Source organism: Pseudomonas sp. R1-15, from assembly GCF_051132085.1.
Classification (GTDB): domain Bacteria; phylum Pseudomonadota; class Gammaproteobacteria; order Pseudomonadales; family Pseudomonadaceae; genus Aquipseudomonas.
This window is the reverse complement of the sequence record NZ_CP071660.1, coordinates 2,745,559-2,762,561: the sequence shown is the minus strand read 5'-3', so window position 1 is coordinate 2,762,561 and position 17,003 is coordinate 2,745,559. Positions and strand designations below refer to the sequence as shown.

Annotated in this window: 17 protein-coding genes; 11 read left to right on the top strand and 6 right to left on the bottom strand. The window is 63.0% G+C overall.

The annotated features are described in order from the left end of the window. Positions 1-3 precede the first annotated feature (3 nt). Positions 4-414, bottom strand: a complete 411-nt coding sequence (locus J3P97_RS12495; protein ID WP_092327904.1) for a RidA family protein — start codon at positions 412-414, stop codon at positions 4-6. After that, entirely contained in the window at positions 414-1,718 is a 1,305-nt protein-coding gene (locus J3P97_RS12490; protein WP_434674323.1) for a flavin-containing monooxygenase, read from the bottom strand. Before J3P97_RS12490 ends, J3P97_RS12495 begins: the two co-directional genes overlap by 1 nt. A 428-nt stretch (positions 1,719-2,146) precedes the next feature. On the opposite strand from J3P97_RS12490, the gene J3P97_RS12485 reads away from it, so the two are divergent. The 6 genes from J3P97_RS12485 to J3P97_RS12460 are packed head-to-tail and all read left to right on the top strand — an operon-like array spanning position 2,147 to position 7,112. Then, positions 2,147-2,569, top strand: coding sequence for a nuclear transport factor 2 family protein (locus J3P97_RS12485; protein WP_434674322.1), 423 nt, complete (start codon positions 2,147-2,149; stop codon positions 2,567-2,569). Next, positions 2,566-3,321, top strand: a complete 756-nt coding sequence (locus tag J3P97_RS12480) for an SDR family NAD(P)-dependent oxidoreductase (protein WP_434604788.1) — start codon at positions 2,566-2,568, stop codon at positions 3,319-3,321. The genes J3P97_RS12485 and J3P97_RS12480 overlap by 4 nt, the downstream gene beginning before the upstream one ends. 3 nt (positions 3,322-3,324) lie before the next feature. Continuing rightward, positions 3,325-4,572: an NAD(P)/FAD-dependent oxidoreductase gene (locus J3P97_RS12475; protein ID WP_434674321.1), complete on the top strand. Its 1,248-nt coding sequence runs from the start codon at positions 3,325-3,327 to the stop codon at positions 4,570-4,572. Then, positions 4,569-5,384 (top strand): DUF1365 domain-containing protein, encoded by an 816-nt coding sequence (locus tag J3P97_RS12470; protein ID WP_434674320.1) that lies wholly within the window; start codon positions 4,569-4,571, stop codon positions 5,382-5,384. Before J3P97_RS12475 ends, J3P97_RS12470 begins: the two co-directional genes overlap by 4 nt. Then, on the top strand, positions 5,356-6,624 hold the full coding sequence (locus tag J3P97_RS12465; RefSeq protein ID WP_434604782.1) for a class I SAM-dependent methyltransferase: 1,269 nt from the start codon (positions 5,356-5,358) through the stop codon (positions 6,622-6,624). The genes J3P97_RS12470 and J3P97_RS12465 overlap by 29 nt, the downstream gene beginning before the upstream one ends. Next, positions 6,621-7,112: a DUF2878 domain-containing protein gene (locus J3P97_RS12460; RefSeq protein WP_434674319.1), complete on the top strand. Its 492-nt coding sequence runs from the start codon at positions 6,621-6,623 to the stop codon at positions 7,110-7,112. The genes J3P97_RS12465 and J3P97_RS12460 overlap by 4 nt, the downstream gene beginning before the upstream one ends. Before the next feature lie 16 nt (positions 7,113-7,128). On the opposite strand, the gene J3P97_RS12455 is transcribed toward J3P97_RS12460, so the two are convergent. From J3P97_RS12455 to J3P97_RS12445, 3 genes are all read right to left on the bottom strand, one after another. Continuing rightward, entirely contained in the window at positions 7,129-7,434 is a 306-nt protein-coding gene (locus J3P97_RS12455; protein WP_434674318.1) for a DUF6482 family protein, read from the bottom strand. Next, on the bottom strand, positions 7,431-7,997 hold the full coding sequence (locus J3P97_RS12450; RefSeq protein ID WP_434674317.1) for a chalcone isomerase family protein: 567 nt from the start codon (positions 7,995-7,997) through the stop codon (positions 7,431-7,433). The genes J3P97_RS12455 and J3P97_RS12450 overlap by 4 nt, the downstream gene beginning before the upstream one ends. Positions 7,998-8,087: 90 nt before the next feature. Beyond that, positions 8,088-9,143, bottom strand: a complete 1,056-nt coding sequence (locus tag J3P97_RS12445; protein WP_434674316.1) for a LacI family DNA-binding transcriptional regulator — start codon at positions 9,141-9,143, stop codon at positions 8,088-8,090. Positions 9,144-9,270: 127 nt separating this feature from the next. Between J3P97_RS12445 and J3P97_RS12440 the strand changes: the two genes are divergently transcribed. The 3 genes from J3P97_RS12440 (at position 9,271) to J3P97_RS12430 (ending at position 12,416) form a co-directional block, all read left to right on the top strand. Beyond that, a complete protein-coding gene (locus tag J3P97_RS12440; protein ID WP_434674315.1) occupies positions 9,271-10,194 on the top strand; it encodes a TIM barrel protein in 924 nt (307 codons plus the stop codon). A 20-nt stretch (positions 10,195-10,214) separates the two neighbouring features. After that, a complete protein-coding gene (locus J3P97_RS12435; RefSeq protein WP_434674314.1) occupies positions 10,215-11,384 on the top strand; it encodes a Gfo/Idh/MocA family protein in 1,170 nt (389 codons plus the stop codon). Between the two features lie 129 nt (positions 11,385-11,513). Then, positions 11,514-12,416: a sugar phosphate isomerase/epimerase family protein gene (locus J3P97_RS12430; RefSeq protein WP_434674313.1), complete on the top strand. Its 903-nt coding sequence runs from the start codon at positions 11,514-11,516 to the stop codon at positions 12,414-12,416. A gap of 10 nt (positions 12,417-12,426) precedes the next feature. Here J3P97_RS12430 and J3P97_RS12425 read toward each other — a convergent pair whose 3' ends face one another. Beyond that, positions 12,427-12,885: a metallophosphoesterase family protein gene (locus tag J3P97_RS12425; RefSeq protein ID WP_434674312.1), complete on the bottom strand. Its 459-nt coding sequence runs from the start codon at positions 12,883-12,885 to the stop codon at positions 12,427-12,429. A gap of 128 nt (positions 12,886-13,013) precedes the next feature. Between J3P97_RS12425 and J3P97_RS12420 the strand changes: the two genes are divergently transcribed. Both J3P97_RS12420 and J3P97_RS12415 read left to right on the top strand, forming a co-directional pair. Next, a complete protein-coding gene (locus J3P97_RS12420) occupies positions 13,014-14,582 on the top strand; it encodes a sensor domain-containing diguanylate cyclase (protein ID WP_434568608.1) in 1,569 nt (522 codons plus the stop codon). A 104-nt stretch (positions 14,583-14,686) separates the two neighbouring features. Next, positions 14,687-16,690 (top strand): peptidase U32 family protein, encoded by a 2,004-nt coding sequence (locus J3P97_RS12415; RefSeq protein ID WP_434674311.1) that lies wholly within the window; start codon positions 14,687-14,689, stop codon positions 16,688-16,690. Positions 16,691-17,003: the final 313 nt, after the last annotated feature.

Sequence of the window (17,003 nt, the reverse complement as noted above, 5' to 3'; positions counted from 1 at the left end):
TCCTCATTCGGGAATGACCGCAATCACGTCGATTTCCATCAGCCATTGCGGCTGGCCGAGGGCGCTGACCACCAGCCCGGTGGAAATCGGGAACACGCCCTTGAGCCATTTGCCGACCTCCTGGTACACCGGCTCGCGGTAGCGCGGGTCGATCAGGTAGGTGGTGGTCTTGACGATATGGCTCAGGTCGCTGCCGGCTTCCTCCAGCAGTTGCTTGACGTTGCGCATGGCCTGTTCGGCCTGGGCCCGTGGGTCGCCGAGGCCCACCAGTTGACCGCTGAAGTCAGTGCCAACCTGACCGCGCACATACACGGTATTGCCGGCGCGAACCGCCTGGCACAGGTCGTTGTCCAGCGTCTGGTTCGGATAGGTGTCTTTGGTGTTGAACATGCGGATGCGAGTATGAGTAGGCATCAGCGGACTCCCATGAGGCTGGTTTTCGAAGGTTGCGACTGGCGCTGGGAGGCATCCCGGTAATCGAGATAGGTGCGCTGCTTGATGATGTGGTCGCTGATGTGCCGGGCGTCGTGCCACACGCCCCAGATGAACGCCGAGCCCCGCCGCGACAGCCATGGCAGGCCGACGAAATAGAGGCCCGGCTCGCTGCAGACCCCGCGCTGATGCCGTGGCTTGCCGTTGGCTTTGAACGCATCGACTTTCAGCCAGCTGTAATCCACCGAATACCCGGTGGCCCAGATGATGGTGCTGATGCCCGCCTCGATCAGATCCAGTTCCAGGATCGGCTGGGTCATGCATTCGGGGTCGGGCAACAACCGACGTGCCTCGGGCTCGGGCGGCAGGTCCAGGCCGTTGCGCGCGATGTAGGCATCGGCGGCGTCAAGCAGTGCCAGGTAGTTTTCATCGCCACGGGCAATGTTTTCATTGAGGTTGGGTTCAAAACTCACCGTGCTGCCGTTGAACGCGCGGGTCAGTCCCACCAGCGTGATGCCCTCATGGGCCAGCCGCCGGAAATCCACGGTGTGCCCGCCCCGCGCGCCACTCACGGCGATGGTCACGTGCTCCTTGCCCGGCTTGACCGCTTCGGCGTCCCACTCGCCCAGCACCCCCAGCCACCAGCAGAAATCGCGGTTGCGATAGGCCCGCGGCGGACGATCATGGGCGCCCACCGAGAGGTAGACCCGCTTGCCGGCGCGCTGCAATTCATCGGCGATCTGCACCCCCGACGACCCGGCGCCGACCACCAGCACAGCGCCTTCGGCCAACTGCGCGGGGTTGCGATATTGCGCCGAATGAATCTGCGTCACCGTGGCCATGTCAGGCGCGATGGGCGGGATGACGGGCCGCTGAAATGGCCCGGTGGCGACCACCACGTTGGTAGCCTCGATCCGGCCGTCCGACGTTTCAATGGCGAAGCCCGGGCGACCGGCATTGCGCTCGACGCTGCGCACCTCCACGCCGGTGCGGATCGGTGCGTCGAATTTGCGCGCATAGGCTTCGAAGTACTCGGCCACCTGGTCCTTGGAAGCAAAGGCGTCCGGATCGAGCCCTTCGAATTCCAGTCCTGGAAAGCGGTCATGCCAGGCCGGGCCATTGGCAACCAGCGAATCCCAGCGCGCCGTGCGCCAGGCTTCGGCAATGCGGTTGCGCTCCACCACCAGATGCGGCACGCCCTGGCGGCTCAAATGTTCACTCATGGCGACACCGGCCTGGCCGGCGCCTATTACAAGCGTATCGATAAGTAGGGTTTCAACGGGCATGTCTGGGCACTTCCGGCAGAGGGTCTGGTTCAGGTCGGCATGGCGCCGCCTCGGGTTCTGGTTTCTTGTTGTTCGAAACGAGCTGTCGAGGCGATTGTGTTGGCAGGTGGGGATTTGCGAAACGAGGCTTTTTATTGCGGCTGGGAAGGAAAAAACTGGCAGGCAAAAAACTGCGCCAAGCAAGGGCGGCGCGGGCAAAAACGGGTAGATAAAAGCGCTTTAACGGTGCATTCAGACCGGTCGAGCCGCAAACGCCTTGAGCTCAGTTTCTCGTGTTGGCGTTGAACGGCTGGGTATCCAGCCACGCCTGAGTAAATTGTACTAAATCGCAAAATACTTATACAAAACGCTTTAACTCGTACAATCCATGCAGTACGCTCCGAAAACTTGTACATGAACAACATTATGTACAACTTTCGGAGCCTGACATGTCCGCATTTCTCAAGGGTTTCGCCCACGTCTTCGCCGCATTGGACGCCAGTCGCCTGGACCAGCTCGACAGGCTCTACAGCGCCGACGTGCTGTTCCAGGATCCGTTGCACCGGATCGAAGGCCTGCCTGCCCTGCGCGAATATTTCGCGCAGCTCTACGCCAATGTCAGCGACCTGCACTACGACTTCCATGGATATGACGAAATCGCTCCCGGCGAAGGTTACCTGCGCTGGACCCTGCGCTTTCGTCACCCACGCTTGAACGCCGGCGCGCCGGTCGAATTGCCCGGCTGCAGCTACCTGCGCTGGAATGATCGGGTCTATTCGCACCGGGACTTCTTTGATGCCGGCGCCCTGCTCTACGAGCACTTGCCCGTGTTCGGGCCGCTCATTCGCTGGCTCAAGCGGAGGCTGGCATGAGCCGCATCTGGCTGACCGGCGCCAGCAGCGGCATCGGTGCCGAACTGGCGAAGGTGTTGCTTGAACAAGGTCATCGCCTGGCGTTGAGCGCGCGGCAAGCCGGCCCGCTGCAAGCATTGGCCGACCGTTATCAGGATCAGGTCCTGGTGCTCCCGGGCGACTTGACCGACCGGGATCAGGTAGTCGCGATCATCCAGCACATCGACCGGGAATGGGGCGCCCTCGATCAGGTGATTCTCAATGCCGGCACGTGCGAATACCTGGAGCCGGGACACTTCGACGCGCGCCTGGTGGAACGGGTGCTCAATACCAACCTGCTGGGCACCTGCCACTGCCTGGACGTCGCCCTGCCCTTGTTGCGTCGAGGCCAGAACCCGCATCTGGTCGCGGTGTGCAGCGCAGTGACCTGGCTGGCCCTGCCGCGCGCCGGTGCCTACGGCGCATCCAAGGCCGCGTTGCGCTACCTGTTTGAATCGTTGCGCATCGACCTGGCAGACGAGGGCATCGACGTCACGCTGGTCAGCCCCGGATTCGTTGATACGCCGCTGACCCAGCGCAATGACTTCGCGATGCCCATGTGCTGGCCGGCCGAACGCGCGGCCCGGCACATCGCACGGCGACTGCCTGCCCGCCCTCTGGAAATCGCGTTTCCGGGGTTGTTCATCGTGGTCATGCGTCTGCTCGGGCATCTGCCCGCACGCTGGCGGCTGGCGCTCGGCCGGCGCCTGGCGCGCAAATCCGGGGAGGCTTGAAGCATGCGCATCGCAATTATCGGCAGCGGTATCTCGGGCCTCACCTGCGCCTATCTATTGTCTCGCCAGCATCAGGTCAGTCTGTTCGAAGCCGACAACCGGATCGGCGGGCATACCCATACGGTGGATGTCGAATGGGCGGGCCAGCGCTATGGCGTAGACACCGGCTTCATCGTGTACAACGACTGGACCTACCCCAACTTCATTCGCCTGATGGACCAGTTGGGCGTGGCTTCGCGCCCGACGGAGATGAGCTTTTCGGTGCATGACCCGGCCAGCGGCCTGGAATACAAGGGCCACACCCTGGGCAGCCTGTTCGCCCAACGACGCAACCTGCTGTCGCCGGGGTTCTGGGGCATGCTCCTGGATATCCTCAGGTTCAACCGGCAGGCGACCGCAGACCTGCTGGCGCAGCGCATCGATGCCTCGACCCGGCTGGGAGATTACCTGCACGCCCAAGGTTACGGCCGACGTTTCATCGAGCAATACATCCTACCCATGGGGTCGGCGATCTGGTCGATGTCACCGGCTGGGATGATGGAATTCCCGCTGCAGTTTTTCCTGCGTTTCTGTCACAACCACGGCCTGCTGTCGGTTGACCAGCGTCCACAATGGCGGGTGATCGAAGGCGGATCGCGCGGCTATATCGAGCCGTTGTGCGCGGGTTTGCGCGAGCATATCCACCTCGATTGCCCGGTGCGCCGGGTAAGCCGTGACGCCGATGGGGTCACCGTGCACAGCCGTCGTGGTATCGAACGGTTCGACAAGGTGGTATTCGCCTGCCACAGCGACCAGGCCCTGGCTTTGCTGGAAACAGCCAGCGTCGCTGAAGCCGAGGTGCTCGGTGCGCTGGCCTACGCCCGCAACGAAGTGCTGCTGCATACCGATACCCGCCTGTTGCCGCAGCGCCGAAATGCCTGGGCGAGCTGGAACTATCGGCTTGGCGGCCCGCGCGAGGCGCCGGCCGCGCTGACCTACAACATGAACATCCTCCAGGGCCTGGATGCCCCCGTGACGTTTTGCGTGAGCCTCAACCAAAGCGAGTCGGTGGACCCGGCCCAGGTACTCGCGCGCTTCGACTACGCCCATCCCCAATACAGCCTCGCCGGCGTGGCCGCACAGGCACGCCAGGGCGATCTGCAAGGACGCCAGCACAGCTATTTCTGCGGTGCGTACTGGGCCAACGGTTTTCATGAGGACGGCGTGGTCAGCGCGCTTGCCGTGGCGCGGCATTTCGGAGAAACCCTTTGAACAGCAGTCTGTGTCACGGCTGGATCGGCCACCGGCGCCAGACGCCACGGGTGCACGCGTTCCGCTACCCGATCGGCATGCTTTACCTGGACCTCGCCGAGCAGGAACAGGTGCTCGGCCTGTCGCGCTTGCTGCGCCCGTGGCGCATGGCCCCGTTGTGCTGGCGTGAACGTGATTACCTGCCGGCCCTGACCCGTGAAGGTATTCCGCTGATCCAAGCGGTGCGGACGATCGTCGAGCAGGCTCTGGGATCGGCTCCCAAAGGCGCGATCCACCTGCTGACCCAACCGCGCAGCTGGGGCCTGTCGTTCAACCCGGTGAGCTTCTATTTCTGCCACGAAGCCGACGGGCGCCTGGCGGCAATTCTCTGCGAAGTGCGCAACACCCCCTGGCGCGAGCGCCACCATTATGTGTTGCCGGTAAGCCCTGGCGAGGCCCATGCGTTCCAGGTCGCCAAGGCGTTCCATGTTTCACCCTTCCTGCCACGGGACATGGATTACCGCATGCGCTTTTTGATCCAGGACACCTGCATCCGCGTACGCATGGAGAACTGGCGTGCCGGCCACAAGGTGTTCGAGGCCGACCTTGCCTTGCAACGTGCGTCCCTGGACGCGCCGGCATTGCGTCGTTATTTCCTGGCCTTCCCGTGGATGAGCCTGCGCACCGTTAGCGCCATTTACTGGCAGGCGCTGCGCCTGCTTTTCAAACGCACGCCCCTGCACGACCACCAGGCCAGCCATGGCGACCTGAGTGTCGGCGAACCTGTCCATGAGGATCCTGACGATGTCCGAACCCACCCTGAGCGTCACTAAGGCCGGCGGTACCTGCCCATTGAGCGGCGGTCTGTTCAAACAGGCCGTACTCGCGCAACTGCGCCGTTTGCGTCATGGCCACCTGCGCCTGATGCTGGAGGGCGAGCCCCTGAGCTTCGGCGACGCGACCAGCCCATTGGTGGCCGACATCGAGATACTCGACAACGCCGTTTGGGGCATGGTCGCTGGCAACGGTTCGATCGGTGCCGCCGAGGCTTATATTCAGGGTTACTGGCGCAGCAATGACTTGACTGCCGTCACTCGCCTGTTCGTCGCCAATCTCAGCGTGCTCGACGCGATGGACAGCGGCCTCGCTCGCCTTGGGCGGCCGTTGCTGCGCGGATTGCACTGGCTCAACCGCAACAGCCGTAAAGGCTCGCGGCGCAACATCATGGCCCACTACGACCTGGGCAACAGCCTGTTCGAACGCTTGCTCGACCCGACCATGATGTATTCGGCGGCCATGTTCGAAAATCCCGACCAGAGCCTCGAACAGGCGCAGATCAACAAACTCCAACGCATTTGTCGCAAGCTCGACCTGCGCCCAGGTGACCATCTGTTGGAGATCGGCACCGGTTGGGGCAGCCTGGCTATCCATGCCGCCACCCACTATGGCTGTCGGGTCACCACCACGACGCTTTCCGAGGAGCAGTACGCGCACACGTGCCAACGTGTCGAGGCGCTCGGCCTGCAACAGCGCATCGAAGTGCTGCGCAAGGACTACCGCGACCTGGAGGGACGCTTCGACAAACTGGTGTCGATCGAGATGATCGAAGCGGTCGGCCATCGCTACCTGCCCGAATACTTCCGCTGCTGCGCCGCGCTGCTCAAGGACGACGGGTTGATGCTGTTGCAAGCCATCACCATCCGTGACCAACGCTACGAGCAGGCCCGCCGCTCGGTGGATTTCATCCAGCGCCACATTTTTCCAGGCGGCGCGTTGCCCTCGCTGTCGGTGTTGTTGCAAACCGCCAGCTCCCAGACGCCGCTCAACCTGTTGCACCTGGAGGACTTCGGCGAGCACTACGCGCGCACGCTACGGCACTGGCACGACAACTTCCGGCAATCGCGCCAGGCCTTGCTGGAGCTGGGTTATGACGAGACGTTCCAGCGCCTGTGGGAGTTCTACCTGTGCTACTGCGAAGGCGGATTCCAGGAGCGTGCGATCGGTGTCGCGCAACTGCTGTTCGCTGCGCCAGCGGCTCGCCCGGTGCCCTTGCAGGAACACCTGCAAGGATGAAGAGCCGCAGCTGGTTGATAGGCAATGCGCTCTGGCTGCAATTGGGCTGGTGGGGCTGTGTATTGGGTGCGCAACAGCCCGCATGGCTGCTGGCGGTCGTCGCCGGGTTAGGCGTCCACCTGGGGTTGTGTCCCGATCCGAAAAGCGAGTGCCAGGCGCTGTTGCGTGTCGGGGCGAGCGGGATGCTGTTGGACGGGAGCCTCGGCGCCCTGGGCCTGTTCGGGTTCAACGAGAGCCCCTTGCCCTTGTGGCTGGCCCTGCTCTGGCTGGTCTTCGCCACGGGTTTACGGCATAGCCTGGCCTGGGCAGGAAGACCCGTATGGCGTGGCGCCCTGGCGGGCATGCTCGGTGGCCCTCTCGCCTATTGTGCCGGCGCTCCGCTGGCTGACGTGACGCTGCCGCTGGGCGTAACCGGCACCGCGTTGATCCTGGCACCGTTATGGGCGATGTGGCTGCCATTGGCCGTGCGTCTGGCCGACCCGCGCTGATCCGGCGCGGCGGTTCTTACCAAGGCTCATCGAGGAAAATCGGCAACCGTAACGGCGCGATCGGCTCTTCACGCTGGCCGCACATTTCATCATGGACGACCTGCTGCACCAGCATGCAAGGCAAGCGTGGAACGTCACGCAGCAGCTCGCGCAGATGCGTCGTGGAGCGCACATGCAACGTACGCCCCGACTCATCGAGCAATGTGCGTGTTTGTCCATCCAGCTGAACTCGCAGCAGGTAGATGCCGCCCTCCAGCGACAGCAGCTCCAGCCCGACGACTCGCCCCTCCACAGCCAGCGCAACCAGATCCTTCAGGGTCATGGCGTACTGCTCCTGGCGCGGGTTGGATCAAGCCCGAGCAAACGCTGACGCAGTTCGGGTTCACGGGTACGAGGATCAAGCCAGATGGCAAAAAAATGTCGGGCAAACAGCGGATCGTTGACCTCTTGAGATAGGCGCCCATCGACATAAAAGCGTGCCCCTTTTCCAGGCAGGTTCAGCCCGGTGATTCGGGTGCCAGGCTTGACGTCGACAAAGGCCCGCCGCATATGCGCCGCCCAGGCGTCCATGCGCTGCGCCCCGAAGGGCGTAGCGCTGACGCGCTGGATTTCTTCGAGACTGGTTTCAACCAAGGCGTGCCGGGGGATCGTGCGTCGGTAAACCAGTTCCAAGGCAAAAGGAGTGTCCAGGCTCGGAGTAGGCGCCGCGCTCCAGAGCCGGGCCTGATAGAGATCAAAACCATACCAGCGAAACTCCGCCTCACCGACCAGACGGGCTTGGGGCAACTCAGCCCGCCAATCCGCAGCGGCGTGGTTGGCGCACAACGCCAAGGCGAGACTGACGATAGCGAGCAGCCCTCTGTCGGCTGCGAAAAAGCTGTGCATTGACGAATTTCCGGATTCTCAGAGGTCTCCGATAATTGTACAAAATGCACAACTTGTACAGATACTGTATAAAAATTGCAGAACGCTTCGCTAAACGCTTTCCTGCACATCAACCTGAAGCGGAACCACTCTCCTGGTCACCGGCCCTGTCGGCGCGGTTGTTGCGGCCTCGACCAAGGCATCGACAGCCTGTTCGGCCAGCGTCACCACCGGGTGGGACAACACTGCCTGGACCAAGCCGGTTTTCAACGCTTCGCGCGTGAGCGGCGTGAGGTCATGACACACCACGACGGGCAGGCGCTGTTGCTGTGCCTGGAAGCTGCGCAAAGCCCGCAGCACTCCGGCAATGCCGCCGCCCGCCACATAAAGCCCCGCCAGATCGGGCTCAGCCGTGAGCAAGTCGAGGGTGTTGCCATAGGCGAACTCATCGTCTTCCAGGGTCAGGCGCGAGGCCAGCAGTTCCCATTCGCTCGAATGCTCCACCAGATAGCTGCGAAAGCTCAGCTCGCAGAGTTCCTGGCACTGGAAGCGCTGGCTGCTGAGCATGACCACCGCCGGTCCGGGCTGCCTGGCGAGGCGGCCGATGAACCAGCCCGCCGTACGGCCCGTGAGGCGGTTATCGAGACCGGCATAACCGGTGCCGGCGGTACTCGACAATTCCGACAGCAGCGCAACCACCGCAATGCCCGTCTCGCGCAGCTGGCCAACGGCCTCGCGTACCCGAGGATGGTCGACTGCCACCACCCCCAGGCCGTCCACCTGATCGCGCAGCGCCAGGATGCGTTGCGCCACGTTGACCGGGTCGAGATCGTCGAGATAACCGATGACCACGCGAATCCGCGCGCGGGTGCAAGTCGCGGCGGCGTTTGACAGCGCGTGAGCCAGCCCCTGGTAAAAGGGCACGCCGCTTTTTTGCAACAAGAACCCCAGACGCAACGTGGGACGGTCGTTGAGCACACGCTGCTCGATCACGCCCTTGGCATGGAAGCCCAGTCGTGCGGCGGCGGTGGCGATGCGCTGGGCGGTATCGGCCCGCACATCGGCACGCAGGTTCAGCACCCGATCGACGGTAGACAGGCTGACCCCGGCTTCGCGAGCGACATCGGCCATGGTGGGACGCAGTTTGCGCCGTGGATTTTCTGACATGTCTTGACACCTCTGCCCGGCATCATGAGGGGTTTTGACAGATTAAGCCACGCCCCCATGGCCGCCCTTCCGGCAACCCAATAGCATCAGGGCCAAGCCAATAAAAACAATGTCGCCGGAGTGCTCCATGACGATCCACATCTGCACCGCGCCTTGCTGCTGGGGCGTCGACGACGTCAACAACCCGTTCCTGCCGCCATGGCAACGCGTGCTCGACGAGGCCGCCAAGGCCGGTTATCGCGGTATCGAGCTTGGGCCCTACGGATTTCTGCCGCTGGACGCCGGCATCCTCGAACCAGCCTTGTCCAAGACTGGCCTGCAAGTGGTCGCGGGAACGATTTTCGATGATCTGGTGAGCCCGCCCAACCTGCCCGAACTGCTGCGCCAGACCCATGGCATCTGCACGCTGCTCAAACAATTGCCGCCGATGAAGCAGCAAGCAGGCCAGCGCTTTGCCGGTCCCTACCTGGTGATCATCGATTGGGGCCACGACGCGCGCGACTACGCCGCCGGACACTCGGACCGCGCGCCCCGCCTGGACGATGCGCGCTGGAGCGCAATGATGACGCACATTCGCGCCATCGCCGAGATCGCCTGGCACACCTACGGCATCCGTGCCGTCATCCATCCTCACGCTGGCGGCCATATCGAATTTGCCGATGAACTGGCGCGCCTGGTGGATGACATTCCCCATGAAACCGCCGGGCTGTGCCTGGATACCGGCCATCTCTATTACGCAGGGATGGACCCGGTCGCATCGCTGCGCACCTACGCCCATCGCCTGGACTACCTGCACTTCAAGGATATCGACCCGACGGTTTTCGATCAGGTGCTGAACGAACACATCCGTTTTTTTGCCGCCTGCGCCCGTGGCGTGATGTGCCCCATCGGGCGTGGTGTCATCGATTACCCGGCGTTGCACAGCCTGGTGCAAGAGCTGGGTTACCACGGCTGCATCACCGTTGAACAGGAACGCGACCCACGCAACGCCGCGGCCAGCCTGGACGACGTGGCAGCCAGTCGCGCTTACCTCGCCAACATCGGCTTCTGACCCGCACAAGGACCTCTCTCATGATCAACGGCAGCAAAACCCTTGCACGGCCTATCCGCTGGGCCATGGTCGGCGGCGGCGAGCACAGCCAGATCGGCTACATCCACCGCTCGGCCGCCCTGCGTGATCGCCACTTCGAGCTGGTTGCCGCCGCGCTGGACATCGACCCCGACCGTGGCCGGGCCTTTGGCGAACAGTTAGGCATCGACCCAGCGCGCTGCTACGCCGACTACCTGAGCCTGTTCGAACTTGAGGCGCAACGGCCCGATGGCATCCAGGCGGTATCGATCGCCACACCCAACGGCACGCATTACGCCATCACTCGCGCCGCGCTTGAAGCCGGTTTGCACGTGGTCTGCGAGAAACCGCTGTGCTTTACCCTGGAAGAGGCCGAAGCGTTGCGAACCCTGGCGCGATCCAGAGGACGCATCGTCGGCCTCACCTATGGCTATGCCGGGCACCAGTTGATCGAACAGGCCCGGGCGCTGATCGCCGCACAGGAGCTGGGTGAAATTCGCATGGTGCACATGCAGTTCGCCCACGGTTTTCACAGCGCACCGGTGGAGGCGCAGAACCCGGCGACCCAGTGGCGCGTCGACCCGCGCCAGGCCGGGCCCAGCTATGTGCTGGGGGATGTCGGCACTCATCCGCTGTACCTGGCGAAGGTGATGCTGCCCGAGCTCAGGATCAAGCGCCTGATGTGCAGCCGGCAAAGCTTCGTCGCCAGCCGCGCGCCGCTGGAAGACAACGCCTACACCTTGATGGAATACGAAGGCGGCGCCATGGGCATGGTCTGGTCAAGCGCGGTCAATGCCGGTTCCATGCACGGCCAGAAGATCCGCGTGATCGGCTCGCGGGCAAGCCTGGAATGGTGGGATGAGCGCCCCAACCAGCTCAGCTTCGAAGTCCAGGGCCAACCCGTGCAAACCCTGGAGCGCGGCATGAGCTACCTCCACCCAGACGCCCTGCTGGATGACCGTATCGGCGGTGGCCATCCCGAAGGGTTGTTCGAGGCCTGGTCGAACCTTTATCGGCGGTTCGCCCTGGCCATGGACGCCGCCGACCGTGGCGACGCCGAGGCGCTCGCCGCCCTGCGCTACCCCGGCATCGACGCCGGCGTGGACGGCGTGCGCTGGGTCGAACGCTGCGTGGAATCAGCCAACCAGGATTCAGCCTGGGTTGCCTATTAACCCCCCGTGGCGAGGGAGCTTGCTCCCGCTCGATTGCGCAGCAATCGCAAAAAAAGGGGCCGCTGCGCAGCCCAGCGGGAGCAAGCTCCCTCGCCACGGGCAACCGGTGTTACCTCATGGAGAACAACAATGAAAATCGCCCTCGATCCCTACATGCACCGTCACCTGAGCCTGCCGGACCTGTGCCGCAAGACCGCCGAGCTCGGCTTCGAATACCTTGAACTGTCGCCCCGGGAAGACTTCCTGCCGTGGTGGGTCCGCCCACGCGCCCACAAGGAGCGCATCGCCGAATTCAAGAAAGCCTTGCGCGACCATGATCTGCACCTGGCGTCGCTGCTGCCGATGTACCGCTGGGCCAGCCCCCACGAGGATGAGCGCCGGGCCGCAGTGAACTACTGGAAGGAAGCGATCCAGGTCGCCGTGGAGATGGGTTGCACGACGATGAATTCGGAGTTCGGGCGCGGACCGTCGCCGGATCGCGGGCACAAGGTCAGTTGTTGCGGCGGCGTACACAGCCATGAGTCCAGCGAAGCGGCCTGGTGGCGCTCCATGGAAGAATTGGTGCCGATCCTGGAATCGGAGGGGGTCACATTAAACGTCGAGCCTCATCCGGAAGACTGGTGCGAGACGCTGCACCCGGCCCTGGACATGCTCAAGACCCTCGGCTCGAACAACGTCAAGTTCCTCTATTGCACGCCGCACACGTTCTATTTCGGCGACGACATGAAAGCCATGATCGCCGAAGCCGGATCGATGATCGCCCATGTCCACATCGCTGATACCTACAACCACAAGGCTTCGTCGGGGCTGCGCTACATCGTCAACCCGCCCGGGGCGAAAGTGACCGTGCACCAACACATGGACATGCACCAGGGCGAGATCGACTGGGACCTGTTCTTCGGCGAGTTGGCCAAGACCGGCTTCGACGGCATCGTTACAGCGTGCGTGTTCGGCTGGGAAGAACGCGCGGATGACTCGGGGCGGTTCATGCGCCAGGAAATCCAGGCGTACGTGGACAAGTACTTCAAGTAGTCCGGGCCGATCAGGCGAGCAACGGCACGATACGCGGCTCGATCGCCTGTTCGCTTACCTCCAGCAACGCCAGCGTCACCGGCAGCTTGAACCGCCGCCGGCCGGCGCTGCCAGGGTTGAGGTAAAGCCGCTCGCCGCGCCATTCGATCAAGGGTTTGTGCGAATGGCCGGTGATCACCAGCCTCACATCGGCATCAAGCAGCGCCGGCACATCGGCGATGTCATGGACCAACAGCACCTGCCACCCGCCGAGTTCGAATTGCAGGCTGTCGGCGATATTCCCTGCCCAATCGGCACCGAGGTCGTTGTTGCCCCGCACTACGTGCAGCTCGCCAATGGCGGCCAACGTCTCGAGGATCTCCGGGCTGCCGATATCACCGGCATGAATAATCCGCTCGCAGCCTTGCAGCGCGGCCGTTGCTTCGGGGCGCAGCAGGCCATGGGTATCTGAAATCACGCCCACTTTCATGAAACCTTCCTCCCCTACGGTGTGTCGTCAGCTGTAGCTGCCTCGTCGCAGTTAGCTAACGTGCTGAAATCGAATAGGATAGGCTGCGCGCTGAAGCGCCAAGCCCTGTCGTGTAGAAGGATATATCAATGCTCGGACGCAAACGGCCGGAGCCCGGGATTGAAAGCCCCGATCAAGCCTTTTCCCCGCAAGCTGTGCGGGCCGGGGCTGCATTTCGGCTGACCGTGAGTTTCATGCTCGTGGTAATCGTGGCTTTCCTCGCGGTCGAAGGCTGGCGCACCTGGCGAGACTATCGGGCGGCTTTTGCATCTGCCCGCGATTCGGTGACGAACCTGGCGCGGGCGACGGCCCAACACGCCGAAGACACCATCCGACAAGTGGACGTGGTCACCGCCGCCCTCGCCGAACGCGTGGAAGGCGACGGCCTGCAGAACATGGACATCCCGCGCATTCATCGGCTGCTGGTGCAGCAGGCCGCGATCATGCCGCAGTTGCACGGACTGTTCATCTACGGCCCGGACGGCCAATGGCTGGTGACGGACAAGGAAGTGATTCCGGAAATGGCGAACAACGCCGACCGCGACTACTTCCAGTACCACCGCACCCACGAGGATCGAGGCGTACGTATTGGCGATGTGGTCAAGAGCCGATCCACCAACGACCTGATCATCCCCATCTCCCGCCGCTTGAACAACCCCGATGGCTCGTTCGCCGGGGTGATGCTCGGGACGGTCAAGGTCAGTTATTTCGTCGACTACTACGGCGACTTCAAGATCGACGGCAAAGGCGCGCTGGTCCTGGCCAAGCGCAGCGGTACGATCCTGGTCCGCCGGCCTTTCGTCGCGGCGGTGATCGGCAAGAGCCTCGTCAACAGCGTGATCTTCCGGGAGCATCTGCCGACTTCCAACCAGGGCGTCGCCGAAGCCAGGGCCGTCGTCGACGACACCGAGCGTCTGTATGGCTACCGGGCCCTGACCACCTACCCGCTGGTGGTGGAAGCCGGCCTGTCGCGGGAATCGATCATTGCCCCGTGGCGTCGTGACCTGCTCAAGACCGGCCTGGTACTGGTATTCCTGATCGCGATTCTGGTCGGCTTCGGGCTCATCGTCCTGAGCCAGTTGCGCTACCGCATGACCATGGAAACGCAGATTCGCAGCGCCCACCAGGCCATGCGTGACATGGCGTTGACCGACAGCCTGACCGGGCTGGGCAATCGCCGGCGGCTGGACATTGCCCTGGCCGACGAGCTACGCCTGGCCAAACGCCAAGGCTCGTCCCTGGCCCTGATCATGCTCGACGTCGATTACTTCAAACGCTACAACGACAAGTACGGCCATGCCGCTGGCGACGATTGCTTGCGGGCGATTGCCGGCGCGATCGGACAGACCATCAAGCGACCGGGAGACCTGGCCGTCCGCTATGGAGGTGAAGAGTTCACCGTGCTGCTACCGAACACGGACAGCGCAGGTGCGGCCAAAGTGGCGCAGCAAATCCTTGAATCCGTCAGGGCCTTGAACATTGAGCACGGCGACCACCCGCTGGGGATCGTGACGATCAGTGCCGGCATCACCACCTGCCAGCCGAGCAGCGAGGACGTCAGCCCTGCGATGCTGATCAAGGCCGCCGACGCCTTCCTGTACCTGGCGAAGAACACCGGGCGAAACCGCTGGTGCAGCGCCGGCGCCTCCCAGGCCTGACCGCATATCGTCGATTTCAGCCAACACTGGCCTGCACAGGTGCCGATCCGGCGGCTGGCGGCTACAATGCGCGCTTCGACCGTGACCAGCCTGACTAAAAAAACATGTCCTTGCCTAAACATCATCTGGAATTGCTCAGCCCCGCCCGCGACGTGACCATCGCCCGCGAGGCCATTCTGCATGGCGCCGATGCCGTGTACATCGGTGGCCCGAGTTTCGGCGCGCGTCACAACGCCTGCAACGAGGTGAGCGATATCGCCGGGCTGGTGGAATTCGCCCATCGCTACCACGCCCGGGTGTTCACCACGATCAACACGATCCTGCACGACAACGAGCTGGAGCCGGCCCGCCAGTTGATCCATCAGCTCTACGACGCCGGCGTCGATGCGCTGATCGTCCAGGACCTCGGCGTGATGGAGCTGGACATCCCACCGATCGAGCTGCACGCCAGCACCCAGACCGACATCCGCACCCTGGCCCGGGCAAAGTTTCTCGACCAGGCCGGTTTCTCGCAGCTGGTATTGGCCCGCGAGCTGAACCTGCAGGAAATCCGCGCCATTGCCGACGAGACTGATGCGGCCATCGAGTTCTTCATTCACGGCGCGCTGTGCGTGGCGTTTTCCGGCCAGTGCAACATTTCCCATGCCCAGAACGGGCGCAGCGCCAACCGCGGCGATTGCTCCCAGGCCTGCCGCCTGCCCTACACCCTCAAGGATGACCAGGGCCGGGTTGTCGCCTATGAAAAACACCTGCTGTCGATGAAGGACAACAACCAGAGCGCGAACATCCGCGCCCTGGTCGAAGCGGGCGTGCGCTCGTTCAAGATCGAAGGTCGCTACAAGGACATGGGCTATGTGAAGAACATCACCGCCTACTATCGCCAGCGCCTCGACGATGTCCTCGAAGACCGCCCGGACCTGGCCCGCGCCTCCAGCGGCCGCACCGCGCATTTCTTCGTGCCGGACCCGGACAAGACCTTCCACCGTGGCAGCACCGATTATTTCGTCAGCGAGCGCAAGATCGACATCGGCGCCTTCGACTCCCCGACGTTCACCGGCGTGCCGGTGGGCGTGGTGGAAAAGGTCGGCAAGCGCGACCTGCAAGTGGTGACCTTTGATCCGCTGTCCAACGGTGACGGCCTCAACGTGCTGGTCAAGCGCGAAGTGGTTGGCTTCCGGGCCAACATCGCCGAACCCAAGGGTGAATTCCTCGACGAGGACGGCAAGCAGCGCTACCGCTACCGCGTCGAGCCCAACGAGATGCCGGCCGGCCTGTACCAGTTGCGCCCCAACCATGCGCTGAGCCGCAACCTCGATCACAACTGGCAGCAAGCACTGCTCAAGACCTCCGCCGAGCGTCGCGTCGGCCTGGCCTGGGTCGCTCGTCTGAGCGAGGAACGCCTGGAGTTGACCGCCACCAGCGAAGAAGGCATCAGCGCCAGCGTCGCCCTGGACGGTCCCTTCGGCCTGGCGAACAAGCCGGAGCAGGCCCTGGAGCAATTGCAAGACCTGCTCGGCCAATTGGGCACCACCGAATATCACGCCACATCGATCAAACTGGATGCGCCCCAGGCTTATTTCATTCCCAATTCCCAGCTCAAGGCCCTGCGTCGCGAGGTCATCGAAGCTTTGACCGTAGCGCGTGTCGCGGCGCACCCACGGGGCGGACGCAAGGCCGAGACTATGCCGCCGCCGGTATACCCGGAGTCGCATTTGTCATTCCTGGCCAACGTCTACAACCAGAAGGCCCGGGACTTCTACCACCGCCACGGGGTCAAGCTGATCGACGCGGCGTTCGAAGCCCATGAGGAAACCGGCGAAGTCCCGGTGATGATCACCAAGCACTGCCTGCGGTTTTCCTTCAACCTTTGCCCCAAGCAGGCCAAGGGCGTCACCGGCGTACGCACCAAGGTTGCGCCGATGCAGTTGATCCATGGTGATGAAGTGCTGACGCTGAAGTTCGACTGCAAACCCTGCGAGATGCATGTGGTGGGCAAGATCAAGGGGCACATCCTTGACCTGCCGTTGCCCGGTAGCACGGCGCAGCCGGTGGTCGGTCATATCAGTCCGGAAGACTTGCTCAAGACGATTGTGCGTGGAGCGCATTGAGCCAGATGGATCTCGATTGACTGTGCTGTTCTGTTCGCGAGCAGGCTCGCTCCCACAGTAGCCTTGAGCTTCTCCCGGACTGCCCCCTGGTTGGTGTCCAACTTTTTGATGGCAGTCCACCCTGTGGGAGCGAGCCTGCTCGCGAAAGCGGTGAGTCAGCTTGGAGAAATTCTGAATTTGCAGCCTCATCGCTCGCTCCCACAGGGGATTTTCATTTCTGCGCCGTTTTCGCTTTGTCGGGCGACAGATTCTGTTCAAAGGGCTCCCCTATCGCGCATTCATGATGCTAGGTTGTAAGTGATTGTTTCATACC

Bases quoted from the DNA above. Each gene is read 5' to 3' on its own strand.
- J3P97_RS12415 (WP_434674311.1), top strand. From the start codon at position 14,687: ATGTCCTTGCCTAAACATCATCTGGAATTGCTCAGCCCCGCCCGCGAC.
- J3P97_RS12420 (WP_434568608.1), top strand. From the start codon at position 13,014: ATGCTCGGACGCAAACGGCCGGAGCCCGGGATTGAAAGCCCCGATCAA.
- J3P97_RS12465 (WP_434604782.1), top strand. From the start codon at position 5,356: ATGTCCGAACCCACCCTGAGCGTCACTAAGGCCGGCGGTACCTGCCCA.
- J3P97_RS12455 (WP_434674318.1), bottom strand. From the start codon at position 7,434: ATGACCCTGAAGGATCTGGTTGCGCTGGCTGTGGAGGGGCGAGTCGTC.
- J3P97_RS12490 (WP_434674323.1), bottom strand. From the start codon at position 1,718: ATGCCCGTTGAAACCCTACTTATCGATACGCTTGTAATAGGCGCCGGC.
- J3P97_RS12485 (WP_434674322.1), top strand. From the start codon at position 2,147: ATGTCCGCATTTCTCAAGGGTTTCGCCCACGTCTTCGCCGCATTGGAC.
- J3P97_RS12475 (WP_434674321.1), top strand. From the start codon at position 3,325: ATGCGCATCGCAATTATCGGCAGCGGTATCTCGGGCCTCACCTGCGCC.
- J3P97_RS12480 (WP_434604788.1), top strand. From the start codon at position 2,566: ATGAGCCGCATCTGGCTGACCGGCGCCAGCAGCGGCATCGGTGCCGAA.
- J3P97_RS12430 (WP_434674313.1), top strand. From the start codon at position 11,514: ATGAAAATCGCCCTCGATCCCTACATGCACCGTCACCTGAGCCTGCCG.
- J3P97_RS12450 (WP_434674317.1), bottom strand. From the start codon at position 7,997: ATGCACAGCTTTTTCGCAGCCGACAGAGGGCTGCTCGCTATCGTCAGT.
- J3P97_RS12440 (WP_434674315.1), top strand. From the start codon at position 9,271: ATGACGATCCACATCTGCACCGCGCCTTGCTGCTGGGGCGTCGACGAC.
- J3P97_RS12425 (WP_434674312.1), bottom strand. From the start codon at position 12,885: ATGAAAGTGGGCGTGATTTCAGATACCCATGGCCTGCTGCGCCCCGAA.
- J3P97_RS12460 (WP_434674319.1), top strand. From the start codon at position 6,621: ATGAAGAGCCGCAGCTGGTTGATAGGCAATGCGCTCTGGCTGCAATTG.
- J3P97_RS12445 (WP_434674316.1), bottom strand. From the start codon at position 9,143: ATGTCAGAAAATCCACGGCGCAAACTGCGTCCCACCATGGCCGATGTC.
- J3P97_RS12435 (WP_434674314.1), top strand. From the start codon at position 10,215: ATGATCAACGGCAGCAAAACCCTTGCACGGCCTATCCGCTGGGCCATG.
- J3P97_RS12495 (WP_092327904.1), bottom strand. From the start codon at position 414: ATGCCTACTCATACTCGCATCCGCATGTTCAACACCAAAGACACCTAT.